At 62.2% G+C, this 21,369-nt stretch carries 17 protein-coding genes; 3 read left to right on the top strand and 14 right to left on the bottom strand.

Going from position 1 to position 21,369, the window contains the following annotated elements; translation table 11 throughout:
* Nucleotides 1–189 precede the first annotated feature (189 nt).
* Nucleotides 190–1,563, top strand: coding sequence for a cell envelope integrity protein CreD (gene creD / locus HU767_RS12180; protein WP_186729622.1), 1,374 nt, complete (start codon nt 190–192; stop codon nt 1,561–1,563).
* A 181-nt stretch (nt 1,564–1,744) separates the two neighbouring features.
* Here creD and HU767_RS12175 read toward each other — a convergent pair whose 3' ends face one another.
* The 8 genes from HU767_RS12175 to HU767_RS12145 form a co-directional block, all read right to left on the bottom strand.
* Nucleotides 1,745–2,374 carry a glutathione S-transferase gene (locus HU767_RS12175; protein WP_186706922.1) on the bottom strand — a complete coding sequence of 210 codons (630 nt, stop codon included), beginning with the start codon at nt 2,372–2,374 and terminating at the stop codon, nt 1,745–1,747.
* A 175-nt stretch (nt 2,375–2,549) separates the two neighbouring features.
* On the bottom strand, nt 2,550–2,729 hold the full coding sequence (locus HU767_RS29190; protein WP_346343465.1) for a hypothetical protein: 180 nt from the start codon (nt 2,727–2,729) through the stop codon (nt 2,550–2,552).
* Nucleotides 2,726–3,856, bottom strand: a complete 1,131-nt coding sequence (locus HU767_RS12170; RefSeq protein ID WP_186706923.1) for a PepSY-associated TM helix domain-containing protein — start codon at nt 3,854–3,856, stop codon at nt 2,726–2,728. Before HU767_RS12170 ends, HU767_RS29190 begins: the two co-directional genes overlap by 4 nt.
* A 222-nt stretch (nt 3,857–4,078) precedes the next feature.
* Complete coding sequence (locus HU767_RS12165) at nt 4,079–6,517, bottom strand: TonB-dependent siderophore receptor (protein ID WP_186706924.1); 2,439 nt, start codon at nt 6,515–6,517, stop codon at nt 4,079–4,081.
* Nucleotides 6,518–6,750: 233 nt separating this feature from the next.
* Entirely contained in the window at nt 6,751–7,725 is a 975-nt protein-coding gene (locus tag HU767_RS12160; protein ID WP_186706925.1) for a FecR family protein, read from the bottom strand.
* Complete coding sequence (locus HU767_RS12155) at nt 7,722–8,240, bottom strand: RNA polymerase sigma factor (RefSeq protein ID WP_018607416.1); 519 nt, start codon at nt 8,238–8,240, stop codon at nt 7,722–7,724. Before HU767_RS12155 ends, HU767_RS12160 begins: the two co-directional genes overlap by 4 nt.
* Nucleotides 8,241–8,482: 242 nt before the next feature.
* Nucleotides 8,483–9,190 carry an exonuclease domain-containing protein gene (locus HU767_RS12150; protein ID WP_186729621.1) on the bottom strand — a complete coding sequence of 236 codons (708 nt, stop codon included), beginning with the start codon at nt 9,188–9,190 and terminating at the stop codon, nt 8,483–8,485.
* Nucleotides 9,187–11,121, bottom strand: coding sequence for a putative nucleotidyltransferase substrate binding domain-containing protein (locus tag HU767_RS12145; RefSeq protein ID WP_346343466.1), 1,935 nt, complete (start codon nt 11,119–11,121; stop codon nt 9,187–9,189). The genes HU767_RS12150 and HU767_RS12145 overlap by 4 nt, the downstream gene beginning before the upstream one ends.
* A 257-nt stretch (nt 11,122–11,378) precedes the next feature.
* Between HU767_RS12145 and HU767_RS12140 the strand changes: the two genes are divergently transcribed.
* A complete protein-coding gene (locus HU767_RS12140) occupies nt 11,379–11,825 on the top strand; it encodes a response regulator (RefSeq protein ID WP_053126003.1) in 447 nt (148 codons plus the stop codon).
* A gap of 241 nt (nt 11,826–12,066) precedes the next feature.
* Here the strand turns inward: HU767_RS12140 and HU767_RS12135 are convergent, their stop codons facing one another.
* Entirely contained in the window at nt 12,067–14,244 is a 2,178-nt protein-coding gene (locus HU767_RS12135) for a malate synthase G (RefSeq protein WP_186729619.1), read from the bottom strand.
* A gap of 525 nt (nt 14,245–14,769) precedes the next feature.
* Between HU767_RS12135 and HU767_RS12130 the strand changes: the two genes are divergently transcribed.
* Nucleotides 14,770–15,288: an ACT domain-containing protein gene (locus HU767_RS12130; RefSeq protein WP_186706929.1), complete on the top strand. Its 519-nt coding sequence runs from the start codon at nt 14,770–14,772 to the stop codon at nt 15,286–15,288.
* A 217-nt stretch (nt 15,289–15,505) separates the two neighbouring features.
* Here the strand turns inward: HU767_RS12130 and rarD are convergent, their stop codons facing one another.
* The 5 genes from rarD to HU767_RS12105 form a co-directional block, all read right to left on the bottom strand.
* On the bottom strand, nt 15,506–16,393 hold the full coding sequence (rarD, locus tag HU767_RS12125) for an EamA family transporter RarD (RefSeq protein WP_186706930.1): 888 nt from the start codon (nt 16,391–16,393) through the stop codon (nt 15,506–15,508).
* A gap of 224 nt (nt 16,394–16,617) precedes the next feature.
* Nucleotides 16,618–17,592, bottom strand: a complete 975-nt coding sequence (locus HU767_RS12120) for a serine/threonine protein kinase (RefSeq protein ID WP_186729618.1) — start codon at nt 17,590–17,592, stop codon at nt 16,618–16,620.
* Between the two features lie 197 nt (nt 17,593–17,789).
* A complete protein-coding gene (locus HU767_RS12115; protein WP_186729617.1) occupies nt 17,790–19,685 on the bottom strand; it encodes a PhoX family phosphatase in 1,896 nt (631 codons plus the stop codon).
* A gap of 67 nt (nt 19,686–19,752) precedes the next feature.
* A complete protein-coding gene (locus HU767_RS12110; RefSeq protein WP_186729616.1) occupies nt 19,753–20,517 on the bottom strand; it encodes a TOBE domain-containing protein in 765 nt (254 codons plus the stop codon).
* Nucleotides 20,518–20,575: 58 nt separating this feature from the next.
* Complete coding sequence (locus tag HU767_RS12105) at nt 20,576–21,316, bottom strand: ComF family protein (protein WP_186729615.1); 741 nt, start codon at nt 21,314–21,316, stop codon at nt 20,576–20,578.
* Nucleotides 21,317–21,369: the final 53 nt, after the last annotated feature.

The following is a 21,369-nucleotide window of genomic DNA, read 5'->3' as shown; positions in this document are numbered from 1 at the left end:
AGCTTGCTCCCGCTCGGCTGCGAAGCAGTCGCAAAGGGGCCGCTTCGCAGCCCAGCGGGAGCAAGCTCCCTCGCCACAGGTTTCATTGGTCAGGTGGATTTCAGTCTCCACACAATCTCCACATTTCCCCCATAAACCCCTCACACAGCCACCCCAGACTCTCCCTCATTCGAACAGGGAGAGCCCCACATGAACCGCAGCCTCGCCATTAAACTGGGCATGATCGCCCTCTTGATCCTCTTGCTGATGATCCCGCTGTTGATGATCAATGGCCTCATCGACGAGCGCCAGGAACTGCGCGACGGTGTGCTGCAGGACATCGCCCGCAGCTCCAGCTACAACCAGCAACTGATCGGGCCGATGATCGTGGTGCCGTTTCGCAAGAGCGTGAAGGTCTGGAACACCAACGAGAAGACCGGTGTGCGTTTCCTGGAAACCGTCGAGCGAACGGGCGAGTTGTATTTCTTGCCTGAGCAATTCGAGCTCGACGGCCAGATCCGCACTGAAACCCGTGCCCGGGGCATTTACGAAGCGCGGATGTTCCACGCCGACAACCGCATCGATGGCCGCTTCAAGGTGCCTGAGCGCTACGGTGTCGCTGCCAAGGATTTCGCCGATTACCGTTTTGACGAGCCGTACCTGAGCGTTGGCATCAGCGATATTCGTGGCATCGAGAATGCGTTGACCTTGACGCTGAACCAGCAGACCGTCGATTTCCTGCCCGGCTCGCGACTCGGCTGGCTGGGGCAGGGTGTGCATGTGCCGCTGCCGATGATCACCGCCGAGGGCGGCCCTGAGTTGACCTTCGGTTTTGACCTGCGCCTGCAAGGCACGGGCGAGTTCCAGATTCTGCCGGTGGGCAAATCCACCAAGGTGCACCTGTCGGCCGACTGGCCGCACCCCAGCTTCATCGGCAACTACCTGCCCACCAACCGCGAGATCAATGAGCAGGGCTTCAGTGCTGATTGGCAAACGTCGTTTTTCTCCACCAACCTGCTGGAAACGCTGCAAGCCTGCGAGCCAAGCGATAGTTGTGAAGCGTTCCGCAGCCGTGCCTTCGGGGTGAGTTTCATCGATCCGGTGGACCAATACCTCAAGAGCGACCGGGCGATCAAATATGCGTTGCTGTTCGTCGCGCTGACCTTCGCCGGTTTCTTCCTTTTCGAAGTGCTCAAGAGCCTGGCGGTGCACCCGGTCCAGTACGCCTTGGTGGGCGTGGCGCTGGCGTTCTTCTACTTGCTGCTGTTGTCGTTGTCGGAGCACATCGGTTTCACCCTGGCGTACTTGGTGTCGGCCAGTGCCTGTGTCGTATTGATCGGGTTTTATGTCTGCCATGTGCTGCGCAGCGTGAGCCACGGCCTCGGGTTTTCGGCGGGGCTGGCGGGCTTGTACGGTTTGCTTTATGGCCTGTTGAGCGCCGAGGATTATGCGTTGTTGATGGGGTCGCTATTGTTGTTCAGCCTGTTGGGCGTGTTCATGGTGCTGACCCGCAAGCTGGACTGGTATGGGGTCGGGTCGAAGCCGGCCGCGGCGATGAGCTTCGAGTTGGGGGAGGTGAAGTGAGCCGGTCGCTGGGGTTGCGGGAGGATCAGCGCCAGGGCGAAAAGTTGGTGGCGCTGATTGCTGGGTTGTTTCCTCTGGAACCGTATTGGCCCATTCGCGAGCAAGCCCGCTCCCACAAGTCTTGCGCAGACATTGTGGGAGCGGGCTTGCTCGCGAAGAGGTCGGTGCAGCCAATACAGAACTAAATCCTGGGCACCGTCTCGACCATCGAGGACCGCACGCTCACCTCGGCAAACCACTGCGCCAATTGCGGATTGGCCTTGCGCCACTCCAGGTCGGGATGGCGCAGGTCCAGATAGCCCAGGGCGCAGGCCACGCTGATGGAGGCCACGTCGAAATGGCTGGCCAATTCGGCAATCGCCTCGGCTTCGAGCAGGCCCAGGGCACGGCGAATCTTGTCCCGTTGCGCATCGAGCCATTCGTCCCAGTGTTTTTCCACGGGGCGCAGCGCGGTTTCGTAGCGGATCATCACCGCTGCATCCATGATCCCGTCGGCCAGGGAGGCGAGGGTCAGGCGCCGCCAGCGTGCCGCGCCGTCCCGGGGGATCAACGGGTTGCCGACGTGCTGGTGGTCGAGGTAATCGAGGATCACGCGGCTGTCATGGATCACTGTCCCGTTGGCCAGGCGCAGGGCCGGGATCTTGCTCAACGGGTTGTCATCGATAAGCGCCCGGTCCGGCTTGACCGGCGTGAGCTGGCTAAGCTGCAACGCCACGCGGTCTTGCTGGCCGGTTTCGTGCAGCAGCACCAGGACCTTGCGCACGAAGGGCGAAGCGGGATTGTGGAACAGCGTCATGCTGGGGGTGGACATGCGGATATCCTCGATTGGGCGGGCAGGGGCTTAGCCTAGACAGTTGCTGGGCGGCTGGCGAGTTCCAGTGTGGGAGCGGGCTTGCTCGCGAAGGCGGCGTGTCAGAAACACAATTGCGACTGACACGCCGCCTTCGCGAGCAAGCCCGCTCCCACAGGGGCGCGCCTGGCTGGGGTTATCCGCGTTTGATCAAGCCCCAAGTCCCCAGCACCGTGGGTATGCCTAACCCAACCCAGCTCACCGCATCCCATGCGCCGTCACCCAGCAACGCCGAAAACAGCCCTGCCGCACTAAGCGCACCGATCATCAGGGGAATACCAAACACCTTCCAGAAATTCGACTGCCGAGGCCTCACGAAGCGACCTCCGCGCCGACGGTTGCACGTTTGGCGGCTTTGCGCCGAACTACCCACAGATACACGCCGCTGCCCAGGACGATGATGGTCAGGATATCGAGGGTCGCCCAGAAGATCTGCATCGGCCGGCCACCGTAGTCGCCGAAGTGCAACGGCAGGGACAGGCTCATCATGTCCATGTACCACGGTCGTTCGGCGACGGCGGTGACGTCCAGGGTGGTGGCATCGATCAGCACGGGCGTGAGCAGGTGCGAGGTCAGGTGGGTGTCACCTTTCATGAACACGCTGTAGTGGTGCTCACTGGAGAACAGCGTACCGGGGAAGGCGATGAAGCTGGGCTCCATGCCCGGCGCGACGTCCTTGGCAATGTCCAGCAAACGCGTGGCCGGAGCCAGTTGGGTCAGCGGCGGGGCGTTGCGGTAGGGTTCGACCATGGCACTGAGGCTGTCGTTGCGCCATGCCGCGATGAGCAGGTCGGCGCACGCGGCGATGACGCCGGTCACGCCCACGGTCAGCGCCCAGACCAGCGTGACCACGCCGATCAGGTTGTGCAGGTCGAGCCAGCGCAGGCGCGTGGATTTGTCCTGGCGCACCGTGGCGAATTTCAAGCGGCGCATGAACGGTAAATACAGCACCACCCCGGAGACGATGGCAATCACGAACAACAGCCCCATGAAGGCCAGCAGTAGCTTGCCCGGCAACCCGGCGAACATGTCCACGTGCAGGCGCAACATGACCATCATGAAACCGCCATTGGCCGAGGGCATTTCCAAGGCTTCGCCGGTGCGCCCGTCGAGCATGAAGGTGTGGGAGGAATTGGGTTCGGTGCCCGGTGTCGGCGCCATGATGGTGATGACGCCGTTGGGCTCGTCCTCGTCCCAGCCAAAATACTGGACCACTTCACCTGGGCGATGGGCCTTGGCTTTTTCCACCAGTTGCTGCAAGTCCAGCGGCGGCGTGCCGGCCGGCATCTCCCGAAGCTCGGGGGCATCGCCCAGCAGGTGTTCGATTTCATGGTGGAAGATCAGCGGCAGCCCAGTGATTGCCAGCATCAGCAGGAAGACCGTGCAGATCAGGCTGGTCCAGGTGTGGACGAAAGACCAGCGGCGAATGGTTTTGCTTTTCATGATCGATCCGAATGCAAAAGGGCACTTGGGGGGATAACACTGTTCTTTTGGGGGACAGCCATTGTGGCGAGGGAGCTTGCTCCCGCTGGATTGCGCAGCGATCCCAAGCTTTTGGGGCCGCTACGCGGCCCAGCGGGAGCAAGCTCCCTCGCCACGGTTTTCCTTACATGGACAGCTTTGCCAACCGAGCACCCTCAAATAGGTTTTGCAAATGCTAACCGTTTACCATTTGTAATTCACGCTGGCGACGACATTACGTTGGTCACCGTAGTAGCAGTAGAAGCCGTCGCAAGTGGACAGGTAGTCCTTGTTGAAGATGTTTTTGGCATCCACCGCCACGGTGACGCCCTTGAGGGTTTTGTTCAAACGACCCAGGTCGTAATGGGCCGAGGCGTCGTACACGGTGTAGGACCCGACATGGCCCCAGTCGGTGTTGCTGGTGTTGCCGTAGGTGTCGCCGACATAACGCACACCGGCGCCGACACCGAAGCCATCCAGAGGGCCGTTGTGCCAGGTGTAGTCGGCCCAGGCGGTGGCCTGGTTACGCGGCACCTGGGCCATGCGCTTGCCTTCTTCAGCCGCGGTGCCCTTGGTGATTTCGCTGTCGTTGTAGGTGTAGGAACCGACCAGCTTCAAGTTGTCGGTGACATCGCCGGACGCTTCCAACTCAAGGCCACGCACCTGGACTTCACCCACCTGGCGGGTGACGTTGTTTTCAGTAACGGAGTTGTTTTTCTGGGTCAGGTCGAACACCGCGGCGGTCAGCAAGGTCTTGGTGCCGGGCGGTTGGTACTTGATACCGGCCTCGTACTGTTCGCCTTCGGTCGGCTTGAACGCTTCGGTGCTGTTGACGGTTGAACCTGCCGCCGCCTGGAACGACTGGGCGAAGGAAAGGTACGGCGTCACACCGTTATCGAAGACGTAGCTCAATGCTGCGTTGCCGCTGAATTTCTTGTCGCGCTGGGTGTTGGTGACGTTGTTCAGGTTGTGGAACACGGTGCCGGTGTGAATCCAGTCTTCACGACCACCGAGGGTCAGGCGCCAGTTGTCCAGGGCGATCTGGTCCTGGACGTACAGGCCGGTCTGGTGGGTCTTCTGGTTGTAGTCATACATGGTGAAGTACTCGACGTTGGAGAAATCCTGTCCATAGGTCGGGTTGTGGATGTTGCTGGTTGGCACGCCAGTCGAGCCCCAATCCCAGCGCGAATTGCTGTTGGAGCGCTGGTGATCCAGGCCCAGCAGCAGGGTGTGGCTGAGGGCGCCGGTCTGGAAGTCGGCCTGGAAGTTGTTGTCCACGGCGAACTGGCTGATGTCTTCATTGATGACGCTGGCGCTGCGCTTGACGTTGCCGTCGGCGTCCACCGATTGGTCGGGGCCGTCTGGCCAGAATTGGCCGCCAGCCGAGATACCCTGGGTTTCCAAATCGCTCTTGGTATAGCGCAGGTTCTGGCGGAACTGCCAGGTATCGTTCAAGCGATGTTCAAACGCATAACCGAGCGCGTAGTAGGTGCGGTCGTAGAATTCCCAGTCCGGATCGCCCAGGTTCTTGTGGTGGGAAATCTTGCCCGCCGGCGAGGACAGCTTGGTGCCTTGCAGTGGCAGGAATTGCCCGGTGATGCCGGTGTCGTCGCGGGTGTATTGCGACAGGAAGGTCAGGCGCGTGTCGTCGTTGATGTTCCAGGTCAGGCTCGGCGCGAGGTTGTAGCGCTTGTCCGGGATGTGATCGACCTGGGCGTTGCTGTCGCGCACGGTGCCGCTGACCCGATAGAGGAACTGGCCTTCGTCATCGACCTTGCCGGTGCTGTCGAAGTTGATTTGCTTGTGTTCGTAGCTGCCGGCCTGCAGCTCGACTTCATTGCTGCTTTCGGCTTGTGGGCGGCGGCTGACCATGTCCAGCATGCCGCCGGGTGGCGTCTGGCCGTAGACCGAAGAAGCCGGGCCACGCAGCACGGCGATGCGCTCAAGGTTCCAAGGCTCGATTTTTGGCGTGATGTAGTTGCCCTTGGGCAGCGGCAGGCCATCGAGGAACTGGGTGGGCACGAAACCGCGCACCAGCAGCCAATCGTTACGCGAGTCCGAGCCGTAGCCGCTGCTCTGCACGCCGGCGGTATAGCGCAGCGCGTCGTTGAGGTTGAGCACGGAGCGGTCTTCCATCTGCTGGCGGGTGACCACGGAGATCGAGCGCGGCAGTTCGACGATCGGTGTATCGGTCTTGGTGCCGGCGGCGGTGCGGGTGGCGGCGTAGCCCTCGGTCGGGCCCCACGCGGTTTCACTGAGACCGGCGCCGATCACGCTGGTTTCCGGCAAGGCCATGACCCCTTCAGGCATGGCCACCAGGCTGTAGGTGCCGGCGCTGCTTTGTTCCAGTTGCAGGCCGGTGCCGCGCAAGGCCTCGCGCAAGGCGCCGGTGGCGTCGAACTGACCCTGGACGGGGGCCGAGGTCTTGCCCGAGGCCAGGGACGGATTCAGGCTCAGCGCAAGGCCGGCCTGGCTGGCGATCTGGTTCAGGGTGCTGGCCAGGGGCGCGGCGGGCAGGTTGTAGGCGCGCACGCTCGTGGCCTGTTCGGCGGCCAGCAGCGGGGCGCTGGTCAACGGGGCGGCAAAGGCAATGGCAACGGCCAACAAGCTGGGGCGCAACAGGGTGTCTAGCGGGCGGGACATACGGCGGCTCCTGAATGGAAATATTTCTCAATTGCCTGGGTGCCGGATGAAAATCGAAAAGTGATAGGGCTGGATGAAAATAATTTAGATTCAGTTTGCGGGTGATGGTGTCCAGTCTGTTTTTTTACTGGATCAACAGGCCTCTTCGCGAGCAAGCCCGCTCCCACAGGAGTCCGCATTCCCATGTGGGAGCGGGCTTGCTCGCGAAGGCGGCCTAACTGAGCAACGATCTCTCAGGGTTTCGGCGCGGTACTTGGCCCCACCACCACCCACCACCGCGTGTGATGCTCGACCTGCACCGGCAAGGTCGGCAGCAAGGCGGTCAGGGCCAGGTCGGTGTCGTGCAGCGGGAAACTGCCGGTGATGCGCAGGTCGGCCACTTGTGGTTCCACGCCCAGGTAGCCGCGCCGGTAACGCCCCAACTCATGGACCAGGTCTTCGAGGCGGGCGTTGTCCACCACCAGCATGCCGCGGGTCCAGGCATCGGCGCCGGGGTTCAGGGCGATGGTCGGGCCGAGGCCGTCGTGGCGCATCAGCACTTGTTGGCCTTCGCGCAGGATCTGTTCTTCATCGGTGGCCTGCGGGTGCGCGGCTACCGCGGATTTCAGTACGCTCAGGCGTGTGCCCTGGTCTTCGCGCTTAACCAGGAACCGTGTGCCCAAGGCGCGCATGCTGCCCTCGCGAGTTTCAACGATGAAAGGGCGCGGATCGTTATGGCCGGTTTCCACCAGGATCTCGCCTTCCTGCAGGATGATGCGACGCTGTTTGTCATCGAAGCGCACGTCCAGGGCGCTGTGGGTGTTGAGGTTGATCAGCGTGCCGTCGGCCAGGCGCAGGGTGCGTTGTTCACCTGTCGCGGTGCGCTGGTCGGCAAGCCAGTAATCCAGCGGCAGGTAACGATCTGCGGCAAACAACGCCAGGCCGATGGCCGCGACAACGCTGGCAAGGCCGCTGCCCACCTTGCGTATCCGTCGGCGAATGCTCACCCGCGATTGCAGCAACGCCGCCCGCGCCGGCCCGTTGGCCAGGCTGAAGCGCTGGTCGAGCATGCCTAGCTGTCGCCAGGCCCGGGCGTGTTCTTCATCGGCGGCATGCCAGCGGACGAACGCTTCCCGCTCCTGGGCGCTGCTTGAGTCCAGGGACAACTGCCAGGCGATGGCGGCATCCAGCACGCTGGCCGAGACCGGTTTGGCATGGGCCTGGCTCACGTCGGTTCTCCATACAGGGCGATGTAGCACTGGCGGATGCCCTGAGCCAGATACTGCCGTACCCGCGGCACCGAAACCCCCAGGCGCTCGGCAATTTCGGCGTGGCCGAGGCCGTCGAGGCGGTTATAGAGGAAGGCTGCGCGGGCCTTGCTCGACAGTTTGCCGAGCAGGCGGTCGATGGCCTTGAGGTCTTCCAGGATGATTTGCTGTTCTTCCACCGAGGGCTGCTCGGCCTCGGGGATCAGCATCAGTTCGGTAAGGTAAGCCTGCTCCAAGGCTGCGCGCCGGAAATAATCGAACAGCAGGCCCTTGGCGATGGCCACCAGAAACGCCCGGGGCTCGCGGGGTGCTTTCAGTTCCTCGCGACCCAGCAAGCGCACGAAAGTGTCCTGGCTCAGGTCCTCGGCTCGGTGCGCACACGCCACGTTGCGTCGCAGCCATGCCAATAGCCAAGCGCGATGGTCACGGTACAACGCACCAACCAAATCACTATGGGGAGTGGGGACTGACGACACGGAGCATCACCGACGTTTTAAGTAACGAGAATTGTTCGCGATTGTGGCAGAGGGTGGGGAGGGAAAGCAATTGGCGCTGGTCGGGCAGTGGCGCTGGTGCGTTGTGCCTGCCTGAATGCAGTACTTATGTGGGAGCGGGCTTGCTCGCGAAGACGGCTGCACATTCAACATCAATGTAAGCTGATCCACCGCCTTCGCGAGCAAGCCCGCTCCCACAAAAAACTGGGTTCTCAGGCCTCAGGTTAAAGCGAAGGCGCCTGCTGCCGCCGTTTCCACTGGCCCAGGCGCTGTTGCAGCTCAAGCGCGCTGTGGATCTGTTGCTGACGGGCGCGGCTGAACAGGATCAGCGCCAGTTCCGCCGTGGCAAGGGCGTCGGCGCTGGCGTTGTGGCGGTCGAAGACTTGCAGCTTGAACCAGTCGATCCACTCGTCCAGGCCGGACTTGCGCAGATGGGCCTGGGGGCAAAGCATCGGGGCCAGGTCCGCCACGTCGAGAAACGGATGCTGCAGGCGATAGCCCAGGTAGTCTTTCAAGGCGCGCCCGAGCATGTGTGAATCGAACGGTGCGTGAAAGGCCAGCAGCGGACTGTCGCCGACGAACTCCATGAACGCCAGCAGCGCCTCGGCCGGGTCGCTGCCAGCGGCAATTGTGCTGGGGGCCAGGCCATGGATCAACACACTGGGCCCGAGTTTCTGCTTATCGCACTGCAAGGTCCGTTCGAACTGTTGGCTGAAGTCGATGGCGCCGTCTTCAATGACCACCGCGCCGATGGACAGCACCTGGTCCTTGTTCAGGTTCAACCCGGTGGTTTCCAGATCCAGCACGACCCAGCGTTGCTCCCGCAGGTGGCTTTCACTCAGTGGCGAAGGCGCGGGGAGGCCCTCCAGGCGCTGTTGCAGCGCATCGGGTACCGTCGGTTGGGCCGGGCGCAGCCAGGAAAAAATACTCACAACTGGTACCTCAGCGTCAGGCTGCTTTGCAGGCGTTGGGCTTGGCGCAAGGATTCACGCAGGATGCGTCGATCCAGATGGTTGAGACTGTCGGGGTCGACGCGGTTGGAATAAGGCAGGTTCTCGCGGGTTTGCAGTTGGTGTTGCTGCATGCGGGTCTGTTGGATGAAGTGATAGGCCTCTTCATAGGCCGCGCCATCGAGCGGTTCGATCACCTCCTTGACGACCAATTGCCGCAGGCGCTCCAAGGTGTTGTTGGCTTCGATGCCGTTGGCCAGTGCCAGCAGGCGGGCACCATCGACGAAGGGTGTCAGGCCCTGCACTTTCAAGTCCAGGGTCGCCTTTTCGCCGTTCTTGCGGCTCAGCACGAAATCCCTGAAGCGGCCCACGGGCGGGCGATGGCGCAGCGCATTTTCGGCCATCATGCGCTGGAACAAGCGGTTGTCAGCCACCTGGCCGAGGATCTGCTGGCGCAACTGCTCGCAGCCTTGCTCGTCGCCCCAGACCACCCGCAGGTCGAAATAGATGCTCGATCCCAGCAGGTTTTCCGGCGTCGCTTCACGAATGAATGCCGAGAAGCGCCGGGCCCATTCGGCGCGAGACAGGCACAGCTCGGGGTTGCCGGCCATGATGTTGCCCTTGCACAGTGTGAAGCCGCACAGGGCCAGGCTCTGGTTGATCTGTTGGGCGATGGGCAGCAGCAAGCCACGGATCTGCGCGGCATGGGCGGCGTCCCGGGCTTCGAACAGAATGCCGTTGTCCTGGTCGGTGTGCAGGGTTTGCTCGCGCCGGCCTTCACTGCCGAAACACAGCCAACTGAACGGCACGCCCGGGTCGCCCTTGTCGGCCAGGGTCAGTTCGATGACCCGGCAGACGGTGTGATCGTTGAGCAAGGTGATGATGTGGGTGATCTGGGTCGACGACGCACCATGGGCCAGCATGCGTTCCACCAGTTGTCCGATCTCGCCGCGCAGGGCCACGAGGTTTTCCAGCCTGGGGGCGTTGCGGATGGTCCGGGCCAGGTGCACCAGATCGACCCGCTGCAAGGAAAACAGATCGCGCTCCGAGACCACGCCGCACAGGCGATGGTCCTTGACCAGGCAGACGTGGGCGATGTGGCGCTCGGTCATGGCGATGGCCGCGTCGAAGGCGCTGTGGTCCGGCGAGAGAAAAAACGGTGCCTGGGTCATATGTCCTACGATGGCCTGGGAAAAATCCCCGGCCCCATCGGCCACCACATGCCGCAGGTCGCGCAAGGTGAAAATCCCCACCGGCGCTTTTTGCTCATTCACCACCACGATGCTGCCGACCTGCTGCTCATGCATCAGCTTCACGGCTTCGCGTAGCGGTGTGTCCGGGCTGCAACTGACCGGGTGGCGCATCGCCAATTCGCCCAGTCGGGTATTGAGGGAGTATTGGGTGCCCAGGTTTTGCGCCGATTTTTGCTGGACCTGCTGGTTGACCTGATCGAGCAGGCTGCTGACCCCGCGCAGGGCGAAATCGCGAAACGGGCCGGACAGGGCGAACAGCTTGATGAAGGCGAGTTTGTTCAGTTGCAGGCAGAACGTGTCTTCGCCGGCCCGGTGCTCGGTGCGCGTGGCTCGCTCGCCCAGCAGCGCGGCGAGGGGGAAACATTCGCCGGTGGTGATCTCGAAGGTGGTCTCGGTGCCACCCTTGGCCGAATGCGGACGTTCTCCTACCACCCGGCCCTGCTTGACGATGTAGAAGTGTTCCACCGGACCGTCGGCCGGCGTGATGATGGTGTCACCGGGGGCGTAGAAACGCAGCAGGCATTGCTCCACCAGGTAGGCCAGGTGGGCGTTTTCCATTTGGTTGAACGGGGGAAAGCGCTGGAGAAACTGCAGCGTCCCCTGGATGTTTTGCAACACCGCGGTTTTCCCTGCCTGGATGAAGGCGTCCGCTTTTTTCATAACCATTACGCAGTCTTATTCGAATTGTTGTGGTCGGATCTGTTCCCATGGTCGACCCCTCGGCGCGGGGTGCCCATTGGACGTAAGTCTAGGTCGCTATCCAGAGGGCCGGCCTACAGAAAAGTCCTACGCTAGACGTCAGAAAAATCTTCGTTGAATGTTCTTGGAAAAAAATCCGACGAAGTGCACATTGAAGCGCCTCGGAACGATGTCTGACCACTGTGCCAGGGGATCGATTTAAGAACGTAGAGAGCACCATGTCCGACCACGATATTTTGAGTGATGCCGAGCGCGAGGCGCTGAGTGCCGTCATGCTGGAACCTGACCTGCCGCCGCAGCGCGTCTTGATCGTTGACGACGACAAGGACGCACGGGAGCTGTTGTCGGAGATCCTGGCATTGGACGGGATTCACTGTATGACCGCCGCCAGTGGCGAAACGGCACTCAAGATGCTGGAAACCAAGCCGTCGATCGGCCTGCTGATCACCGACCTGCGCATGGGCAACGTCGATGGCCTTGAGCTGGTGCGCCTGGTGCGCGAGTCCGAACGGGCGGCGTTGCCGATCATCATCGTCTCGGGCGATGCCGACGTGAAGGACGCCATCGAAGCCATGCACCTGAGCGTGGTGGATTTTTTGCTCAAGCCGATCGATACCGAAAAGCTGTTGGGGTTGGTCAAGCATGAGTTGGGGATGGATCTCTAGCCAGTCGCTTCTTCCAGGAACGAAGCCATGGCGAGATCGCTTTTGTGGCGAGGGAGCTTGCTCCCGCTGGGCTGCGAAGCAGACCTTTTCCAGACGTCGGAATCTCATTGACCTGTATTGCGGTCGCTGCGCAACCGAGCGGGAGCAAGCTCCCTCGCCACAAAGGCAGTCAGGTGTTGCAAATGAAAAAGCCCTGATCGAGAGATCAGGGCTTTTTTTGTGCCGCGTGGCTACTGCTCAATCAAAAACCATTGGCTGCCTTGAACTCACGACGACGACGGTGCAGCACCGGCTCGGTGTAGCCGTTCGGCTGCTTGGTGCCTTCGATCACCAACTCGACCGCCGCCTGGAAGGCGATGTTGCTGTCGAAGTCTGGTGCCAGCGGGCGGTACAGCGGATCGCTGGCGTTCTGGCGGTCGACCACCGGCGCCATGCGCTTGAGGCTTTCCATCACTTGCTCTTGAGTGACGATGCCATGGCGCAGCCAGTTGGCGATGTGCTGGCTGGAAATACGCAGCGTCGCACGGTCTTCCATCAGGCCGATGTCATTGATGTCCGGCACCTTGGAGCAACCGACGCCCTGGTCGATCCAGCGCACCACGTAGCCAAGGATGCCCTGGGCGTTGTTGTCCAGTTCGTTCTTGATCTGCTCCGGCGTCCAGTTCGGGTTGACGGCCAGCGGGATGGTCAGGATGTCGTCCACCGACGCGCGGGCGCGCTTGGCCAGTTCGGCCTGGCGGGCGAACACATCGACCTTGTGGTAATGCAGCGCGTGCAGGGCGGCGGCGGTCGGCGAGGGAACCCACGCGGTGTTGGCGCCGGCCAGCGGGTGAGCGATTTTCTGTTCGAGCATCGCCGCCATCAGGTCCGGCATCGCCCACATGCCCTTGCCGATTTGCGCGCGGCCTTGCAGGCCGGTGCTCAAACCGATGTCGACGTTCCAGTTTTCATAGGCGCCGATCCACTTCTCGGCTTTCATGTCGGCCTTGCGCACCATCGGGCCGGCTTCCATGGAGGTGTGGATTTCATCGCCGGTACGGTCGAGGAAGCCGGTGTTGATGAACACCACGCGCTCGCTGGCGGCCTTGATGCAGGCCTTGAGGTTGACCGTGGTACGGCGCTCCTCGTCCATGATCCCGACCTTGAGGGTGTTGCGCGGCAGGTCCAGCACGTCTTCGACGCGACCGAACAGCTCGTTGGTGAACGCGGCTTCGTCTGGACCGTGCATCTTCGGCTTGACGATGTACACCGAACCAGCGCGGCTGTTGCGGCGCGAGGTGTTGCCGTTGAGGCTGTGGATCGCCGCCAGGCTGGTGATCAGGCCGTCGAGGATGCCTTCCGGCACTTCGTTGCCATCCTTGTCCAGGATCGCGTCGATGGTCATCAGGTGGCCGACGTTGCGTACGAACAGCAGCGAGCGGCCGTGCAACGTGACGCTCGAACCGTCGACGGCGGTGTAGACACGGTCAGGGTTCATGGTCCGGGTAAACGTCTGGCCGCCCTTGGCGACTTCTTCCGACAGATCACCCTTCATCAGGCCGAGCCAGTTGCGGTAGATCACCACCTTGTCATCGGCATCGACGGCGGCGACCGAGTCTTCGCAGTCCATGATGGTGGTCAGCGCGGCTTCCATCAGGATGTCTTTGACGCCGGCGGCGTCGGTCTGGCCGACCGGGGTGCTGGCATCGATCTGGATTTCGAAGTGCAGGCCGTTGTGTTTCAGCAGCACGGCGGTCGGTGCCGAGGCATCGCCCTGGAAACCGATCAACTGGGCATCGTCACGCAGGCCGCTGTTGCTGCCGCCCTTGAGGGTGACCACCAGTTTGCCGTCGATGATTTTGTACGCGGTGGAATCGACATGGGAGCCGGCCGCCAGGGGCGCCGATTCGTCGAGGAAAGCACGGGCGAAGGCGATGACCTTGTCGCCGCGGACCTTGTTGTAGCCTTTGCCTTTTTCCGCGCCATCGGCTTCGCTGATGGCGTCGGTGCCGTACAGCGCGTCATACAACGAACCCCAGCGGGCGTTCGAGGCGTTGAGGGCGAAGCGGGCGTTCATCACCGGCACCACCAGTTGCGGGCCGGCCATGCGGGCGATTTCGTCATCGACGTTTTGGGTCGTGGCCTGGAAATCCGCCGCTTCTGGCAGCAGGTATCCAATGTCTTGCAGGAAGGCTTTGTAAGCCACGGCGTCGTGGGCCTGGCCGGCACGGGCCTGGTGCCAGGCATCGATCCGCGCCTGGAAATCATCGCGTTTGGCGAGTAGGGCTTTGTTCTTCGGGGCCAGGTCGTGGATGACCTTGTCGGCACCGGCCCAGAACGCGTCGGCGGTGAGGCCGGTTCCGGGAATGGCTTCGTTATTCACGAAGTCGAACAGGACTTTGGCGACCTGCAGGCCACCGACTTGAACGTGTTCAGTCATTGCTTGCCTCACTCTGCTCAGCTATTTCGCTTTTCAGCTCTTCGATTTTGACAATGAAGCCTCGGGACATTTAAACCACAAACCCCGGAACCAGTACATGCCATCGCTGGCGGCTGGGTATTCAAGCCTTGCTGACGGGGCTTTCCAGGGATGCGACTGGCCTTAAGCAGACATCGGTAAAACAGGGTTTTCGCGATTATGTAGTGCGCGCTGCGGAATACTACATGATCAATTGCGGTTGTGAAAATTAGACTAATTGCGTCGTTCCGCGACCGACTAAAGTGTTACGGTCACGTCGGGACACGGGATGTTCTCAAAAAACAGATGGATTGTTCCAGATAATTTTAGAGTTCGTACACAAATCACTGTGGCGAGGGAGCTTGCTCCCGCTTCAGTGCGCAGCACTGACATTCTGGGACCGCTGCGCGGCCCAGCGGGAGCAAGCTCCCTCGCCACAAAAGCGCGACCGTGCTGATTGTCTCTCTTGCCTATACTGTCCCTTCCATCAACAAGAGGACTGCGCCCATGGACCACCTCGTCATCACTGTTTTCGCCCCGGACAAGCCCGGGCAGGTCGAGCGCATTGCCGATTGCATCGCCGCCCATGGCGGTAACTGGCTGGAGAGCCGCATGTCGCACTTGGCCGGGCAGTTTGCCGGGATCCTGCGAATCAGCGCCCCGGCCGAGGCCCATGAAGAGTTGATCGAAGCGTTGCAAGGGTTATCGGCCCACAGCATTCGTGTGTTGATTGCGGAAAGCGCCGTTGAAGAGTCCTGCTCCTGGAAACCCATCACCATGGAGCTGGTGGGCAATGATCGTCCCGGTATCGTGCGGGACATCACCCGGTTGTTGAGCGAGCAGGGCGTCAATGTCGAACGCTTGGTGACCCATGTCCGGCCGGCACCGATGAGCAGCGAGCTGCTGTTTCATGCCGAGGCGCTCCTGGGCGTGCCCTTGACGCTGTCGCTGGAGGCGTTGCAGGAACGCCTTGAGACCTTGGCCGATGAGTTGATGGTGGAACTCAAGTTCAGCGACGAAGCGTGACGAGGGTTATCCAAGGAAAAACTGCGCCTGCCTGTGGATAACCTGTAGAGACCCGGCTCCAGCCCAGGCCTGCCGGGGCTCAGCGGCAGATGATCAAAAAATCACCAGTTTTCAAGGGCTTGTGCACAAACGGCGGGGATCACGCTGTGGATAACCTTGGGAAGGATAAGCGCAGGCCACGCCAGGCGTGGCCTGTAGAGGTTTGTATGTTTCTTGATCAGTTGCGCCGGCGCATGCTGATCACGGCATCGATGCTGTACACCGCCAGCCCGGCCCAGATAAACAGGAACGCTACCAGCGTGCTGGACGACAAATGCTCACCGAACAGCAGCACGGCGAGCAAAAGCACCAGCGTCGGCGCGATGTACTGCAGAAAACCGATGGTCGTGTAGGGTAAATGCCGTGTTGCGGCGTTGAAACACACCAACGGCACCAGCGTCACGGGGCCCGCCGCCACCAGCCACCAGGCTTCGGAGGTGGTCCAGAATGTCGCCTGGGCACTGGTGGCCGTGGGGTTGAACAGCAACCAGGCGATGGCGATTGGCACCAGCATCCAGGTTTCCACCACCAGTCCCGGCAAGGCCTTGACCGGCGCCTGTTTGCGGATCAGCCCATAGAAACCGAAGGTCAGCGCCAGCACCAGCGACACCCACGGCAGGCTGCCCACTTGCCAGACCTGCTGCGCCACGCCGACTGCCGCCAATCCCACCGCCAGCCATTGCATGCGGCGCAGGCGCTCACCGAGGATCAACATGCCCAGCAACACGTTGACCAGCGGGTTGATGTAATAACCCAGGCTGGCTTCGAGCATGCGCTCGTTATTCACTGCCCAGACGTAGGTCAGCCAGTTGGCCGCGATCAGCGTCCCGCTCAGGGCGAGGATCGCCAGGCGTTGTGGATTGTCCCGCAGTTCGCGCCACCAGCCCGGGTGTTTCCACACCAGCAGCAACGCCGCGCCGAACAGGGCCGACCACAGCACCCGGTGGATGATGATTTCCACCGACGGCACGCTGGCGATGGCCTTGAAGTAGATCGGGAACAGACCCCAGATGATGTAGGCACTCAGGCCCAGGATGTACCCGCGACGCGGGTTGGCGGCTTGCATGCAGAATCCTTGCTTAGGCAGCTAACAAAGGGGTGATTGTAAGGAGATTTGTCTGGTCGTGCTGTGAACCTTGTTAGGAATCGTCCCGGCACAAGTCCTTTGTAGGAGCGGGCTTGCTCGCGAAGGCGGCTGCACATTCAACATCAATGCAAGCCGATCCACCGCTTTCGCGAGCAAGCCCGCTCCCACAGAGGATTTGCGGTGACTGGCGGAACCCAGCCCAATCAGAACAGCTTCAACGGCTCTTCATTGAGCGCCGCCAGTTGCTCGCGCAACGCCAGCACCTGGTCGCCCCAGTAGCGTTCGCTGCCGAACCACGGGAAGCTGCGGGGAAAGGCCGGGTCGTCCCAGCGCCGCGCCAGCCAGGCGCTGTAGTGCATCAGGCGCAGGGCTCGCAGTGGCTCGATCAGCGCCAGTTCACGGGGGTCGAAATCGTGGAACTCCTGGTAACCGTCCATCAATTCCGACAACTGTCCCAGGCATTCCTGGCGATCGCCGGCGAGCATCATCCATAAATCCTGCACCGCCGGGCCCATGCGGCAATCGTCGAGGTCGACGATGTGGAACACCTCGTCGCGGCACATCATGTTGCCGGGATGGCAATCGCCGTGCATGCGGATGTTCTGGTGGGGCGTGGCGGCGTAGACCTCTTCGACGCGCTTGAGCAGGTCCCGGGCGACCGACTCGTAGGCCGGCAGCAGGCCGCGGGGGACGAAGCCGCTTTGCAGCACTGTCTCCAACGAGTCGTGGCCGAAATTCTTCACGCCCAAGGCTTCGCGATGCTCGAATGGCCGGGTCGCCCCGAGCGCGTGTAGGCGTCCAAGCAATTGGCCCAGGCGATAGAGTTGGTCGAGATTGCCCGGCTCCGGCGCTCGGCCGCCGCGACGGGGAAACAGGGTGAAACGGAACCCGGCGTGCTCGTGCAGGCTGGCGCCGTTGTGAATCAGCGGCGCCACCACGGGCACTTCGTAGTCTGCAAGTTCGAAGGTAAAGCTGTGCTCTTCCAGGATCGCTTCGTTGGTCCAGCGCTGGGGGCGATAGAACTTGGCGATCAGCGGCTCGGAATCTTCGATGCCGACTTGATAGACGCGGTTCTCGTAGCTGTTGAGGGCCAACACGCGGGCGTCGCTGAGAAAGCCGATGCTTTCAACGGCATCGAGCACCAGGTCGGGCGTGAGGGTTTCAAACGGATGGGACATGCTGACTCCTGCGCAGCGGCAGGGCTGCCGCGTCCGGCCCAGCATGGTAGCGCAAAGCAGTCGGGATTGATTGGTGAGACTTCGTGGCGAGGGAGCTTGCTCCCGCTTGGCCGGGCTGGCGCTCCAGTGCTTAGCGCCCACAAAAAAGTGGGGTCGCTGCGCAACCCAGCGGGAGCAAGCTCCCTCGCCACAGAGGGTCAGGCGCCGATGACTCCGCCATCCTCCCGCGTGATCACCATCACCGACGAGCGCGGCTTGCCGTTGGGCAGGTGCTCAGGGAAGGTCGAGGCGCCGCTGGGATGCTGGATCCCGACGAACAGCGTCTTGTAGTCCGGCGCGAAACTGATCCCGGTCACTTCGCAGCCTACCGGCCCTACCATGAAGCGGCGGATCTCACCGCTGTTGGGGTCGGCGCACAGCATCTGGTTGTTGCCCATGCCCGCGAAGTCGCCTGCGTTGCTCGAGTCACCGTCGGTCTGGATCCACAGCCGCCCGGCCTTGTCGAAGCCCAGGCCATCGGGGCTGTTGAACATGTTCTGCGGGTTAATATTGGACGAGCCGGCCTTCGGCGTACCCGCGTGTACCGTTGGGTTGCCGGCGACCACGAACAGGTCCCAGTCGAAGGTCTTGGAGGCGTGATCGTCACGGTCGGTGCGCCAGCGCAGGATCTGCCCGTAGACGTTCTTGGCCCGAGGGTTCGGCCCGTCCACTGGCTGGCCGGTATCGCCACGCTTGGAGTTGTTGGTCAGGGTGCAATAGACCTGGCCGTCCTTGGGGCTGACCACGATCCACTCCGGGCGGTCCATGCGCGTGGCGCCAACGGCGGTGGCGGCCAGGCGCGCATGGATCAACACCTCGGCCTGATCAGCGAAACCGCTGCTGGCGTCGATGCCGTTCTTGCCATGGGTCAACTCGATCCATTGGCCTTTGCCCTTGGGATGGTCCGGGTTGCCGTCGCCGGCATCGAAGCGCGCCACGTACAACGTGCCATGGTCCAGCAGGTTGCGGTTGGCCTTGGCATTGCGATGGTTGATGCGCTCGCGGCTGACGAACTTGTAGATGAATTCGCCACGTTCGTCATCGCCCATGTACACCACGGCGCGACCGTCATTGGTCTGCGCCAGGGCCGCGTTTTCATGCTTGAAGCGGCCCAGGGCGGTGCGTTTCACCGGGGTGGATTCTGGATCGAACGGATCGATTTCCACCACCCAGCCGTGGCGATTGAGTTCGTTGGGGTTCTTCGCCAGATCGAAACGCGGGTCGTGCAGGTGCCAATTGATTTCGCTGCTGGTGACGGTGGCGCCATAGCGTTTTTGTGCCGCGTCGAATTGCAGGTCCGACTTGCTGCTGCCGAAGCAGTCAGTGAAGTTCTCTTCGCAGGTCAGATAGGTGCCCCACGGGGTCATGCCGTTGGCACAGTTCTGGAAGGTGCCGAGCACTTTCTTGCCACTCTTGTCGGCACTGGTTTTCAGCAGGTCGTGGCCAGCGGCCGGGCCGCGCAGGCGGATCGGCGTATTGCCATGGATCCGGCGGTTGTAGCGCGAGTCCTGGACGAATTGCCATTGGCCGCGACGGCGCTGGATTTCGATCACCGACACGCCTTCGCTGGCCTGGGCCTTGCGCACGTCTTCGGCCGACTGCGGTTGGCCGCCGTGAGGGAACAGGTATTGGTAGTTGGTGTACTCGTTGTTGATCGCCAACAGCGCCCGGTTCTTGTCGCCGGGGAATTCGAACAGGCTCATGCCGTCGTTGTTGTCGCCAAACTGCACTTCCTGTGCGCGGGCGGTGCCATTGCCGCTGGGGTCGAACGCCGGTGCATTTTTCTTCAACGGCTGGCCCCAACTGATCAGCACCGAGGCCTTGTAGCCCGGCGGCAACGTAATGGTGTCGGCGGTGGAGGCGGCAATGCTGTTGAAGCCCAGCATGCTTTTATTGCCTTCGCTCACGGCGGCGGCCATGACGCTGCGGCTCAGCAGGTTGCCGCCCAGGAACATCGCCGCGCCGCACAAGGCGCCAGCGCCGATGAAACGGCGACGGCTCAGGCCGACGATCTTTTCCAGGTCGGTGGATTGGTTTTCTTCTAATAGGCTCATCATCAGGCTCCCTGCTGGTTTTGGCAGTCACCTTAAAGCGGGTCGATGAAACTATTGTTGCAACGCGCTACAGCGGTGTGCCGAGCAGCACATTTGTCGCTGAAAACGTCACATGCACGGGTGAGCCGGTTGCCAAGTCCTGCACTTGCAACTGTAGCGGATCGGCCAGGGCGCACAGCGTCTGGCCGTTGGGCAGGCCGATGCGCACTTCGCTGGGGCCATCTTGGGCGGCGTCGACCTGCTCGATCACGCCGCGCAAAATATTGATCCCCGGTTTTTCCCCTTGCTCGACAGGATGCAATTGCAGCCAGCCGGCCTTGATCAGCGCCACCACGTCGGTGCCGACACCCAACTCCAGGCGCAGCGTGCTGTCGTGGGTGATCTGCGCTTCGATGACCAGGCCCCGGGCCAGCTCCAGGCGTACCCGGTCGTTGTGTCCCTGGGCCTCGATGCCCAGGACCTTGCCGTGCAATTGATTGCGGGCGCTGGTGCGCAGCATCAGGCGGCTGAGCAGGCCGAGGTCGCCAGCGTCTTCGCTGGCTTCCAGCAGTTGCGCCTGCAGTGCTTGCAGGCGCAGATACAGGCGCAGCACCCGTTGGCCTTCCTCCGACAGCTTGGCGCCACCACCGCCCTTGCCGCCGACGCTGCGCTCCACCAGCGGTTGATCCGCGAGGTTGTTCAACTCATCGATGGCGTCCCACGCCGCCTTATAGCTCAGGCCCGCGCTCTTGGCGGCGCGGGTGATCGAACCTTGTTCGGCGATGTGCTGCAGCAGGGCGATGCGTTGAGGTCGCCGGACGATGTGCTGGGTCAGGAGCGTGGGCAATGACATGACAGAAAACTGCGTGCGAAGGTCGATGGGCGGACGTTGGCGCCTTGGGCGCGGCACGTCAAGCCGGCTCACCGGGTTTCGGCGTGCGGGCCAGGCAGTACACATCGACCCGCGCGGCGCCGGCATCCAGCAATAGAGCCGCCAGCGCCTGGGCGGTGGCACCGGTGGTGAGCACATCGTCGACCAATGCCAGGTGACGGTTACGCAACGCCGCCTGGGGCACCAGGGCAAAGGCCTGGCGCAGGTTATGTCGCCGGGCCTTGGCATCAAGGGCCTGTTGGGCGGGGGTATCCTGGGTGCGGCGCAGCAGGTTTTCATCGCAAGGGATCGCCAACGATCCACTGAGCCAGCGGGCCAGCAGCGCCGCTTGGTTGAAACCCCGCTGGCGCAGGCGTCGGGTCGCCAGTGGCACCGGTACCAAGGCGTCGGGCCGTTCCAGCCCTTCGTCGAAATGATGTTGCAGCGATTGCGCCAGCAGTTCGCCCAGCAGCCGGCCTAGAGGCCATTTCGCCTGATGCTTGAAGCGGGTGATCAGGCTGTCCACCGGGAAGTCATAGGCCCAGGGCGCCAGGACCCGTTCGAAGGCCGGCGGTCGCGCGGCGCATTGGCCGCAACGCAACCCGGCCATGGGCAGCGGCAGGGCGCAGACGCCGCATTGGTCGCCGAGCCAGGGCAGCTCGCTTTCGCAGGGGGTGCAGATAGGCTGCGGCGTATCGGTGCTTTCGCCACACAACAGGCAGAATTGTTTGTTTTTTAACCAGATGTAAACCGGTCCTTTGTATCGTGGTTGACAGCGCATGACTCTTCCTTAAATATGCCGAACATCCGTGTCGCGCCTGTGGGTATTCCATG

Origin of the sequence: Pseudomonas sp. SWRI179, assembly GCF_014268705.1 — a bacterium.
GTDB lineage: Bacteria > Pseudomonadota > Gammaproteobacteria > Pseudomonadales > Pseudomonadaceae > Aquipseudomonas > Aquipseudomonas zanjanensis.
Note: the sequence above shows the minus strand (reverse complement) of the source record. Positions and strands in the feature narration are given on the sequence as shown.

Bases quoted from the DNA above. Each gene is read 5' to 3' on its own strand.
- HU767_RS12175 (WP_186706922.1), bottom strand. From the start codon at position 2,374: ATGTCCACCCCCAGCATGACGCTGTTCCACAATCCCGCTTCGCCCTTC.
- HU767_RS12110 (WP_186729616.1), bottom strand. From the start codon at position 20,517: ATGTCATTGCCCACGCTCCTGACCCAGCACATCGTCCGGCGACCTCAA.
- HU767_RS12115 (WP_186729617.1), bottom strand. From the start codon at position 19,685: ATGAGCCTATTAGAAGAAAACCAATCCACCGACCTGGAAAAGATCGTC.
- HU767_RS12120 (WP_186729618.1), bottom strand. From the start codon at position 17,592: ATGTCCCATCCGTTTGAAACCCTCACGCCCGACCTGGTGCTCGATGCC.
- HU767_RS12140 (WP_053126003.1), top strand. From the start codon at position 11,379: ATGTCCGACCACGATATTTTGAGTGATGCCGAGCGCGAGGCGCTGAGT.
- HU767_RS12170 (WP_186706923.1), bottom strand. From the start codon at position 3,856: ATGAAAAGCAAAACCATTCGCCGCTGGTCTTTCGTCCACACCTGGACC.
- creD (WP_186729622.1), top strand. From the start codon at position 190: ATGAACCGCAGCCTCGCCATTAAACTGGGCATGATCGCCCTCTTGATC.
- HU767_RS12105 (WP_186729615.1), bottom strand. From the start codon at position 21,316: ATGCGCTGTCAACCACGATACAAAGGACCGGTTTACATCTGGTTAAAA.
- HU767_RS12135 (WP_186729619.1), bottom strand. From the start codon at position 14,244: ATGACTGAACACGTTCAAGTCGGTGGCCTGCAGGTCGCCAAAGTCCTG.
- HU767_RS12145 (WP_346343466.1), bottom strand. From the start codon at position 11,121: ATGAAAAAAGCGGACGCCTTCATCCAGGCAGGGAAAACCGCGGTGTTG.
- HU767_RS12130 (WP_186706929.1), top strand. From the start codon at position 14,770: ATGGACCACCTCGTCATCACTGTTTTCGCCCCGGACAAGCCCGGGCAG.
- rarD (WP_186706930.1), bottom strand. From the start codon at position 16,393: ATGCAAGCCGCCAACCCGCGTCGCGGGTACATCCTGGGCCTGAGTGCC.
- HU767_RS12165 (WP_186706924.1), bottom strand. From the start codon at position 6,517: ATGTCCCGCCCGCTAGACACCCTGTTGCGCCCCAGCTTGTTGGCCGTT.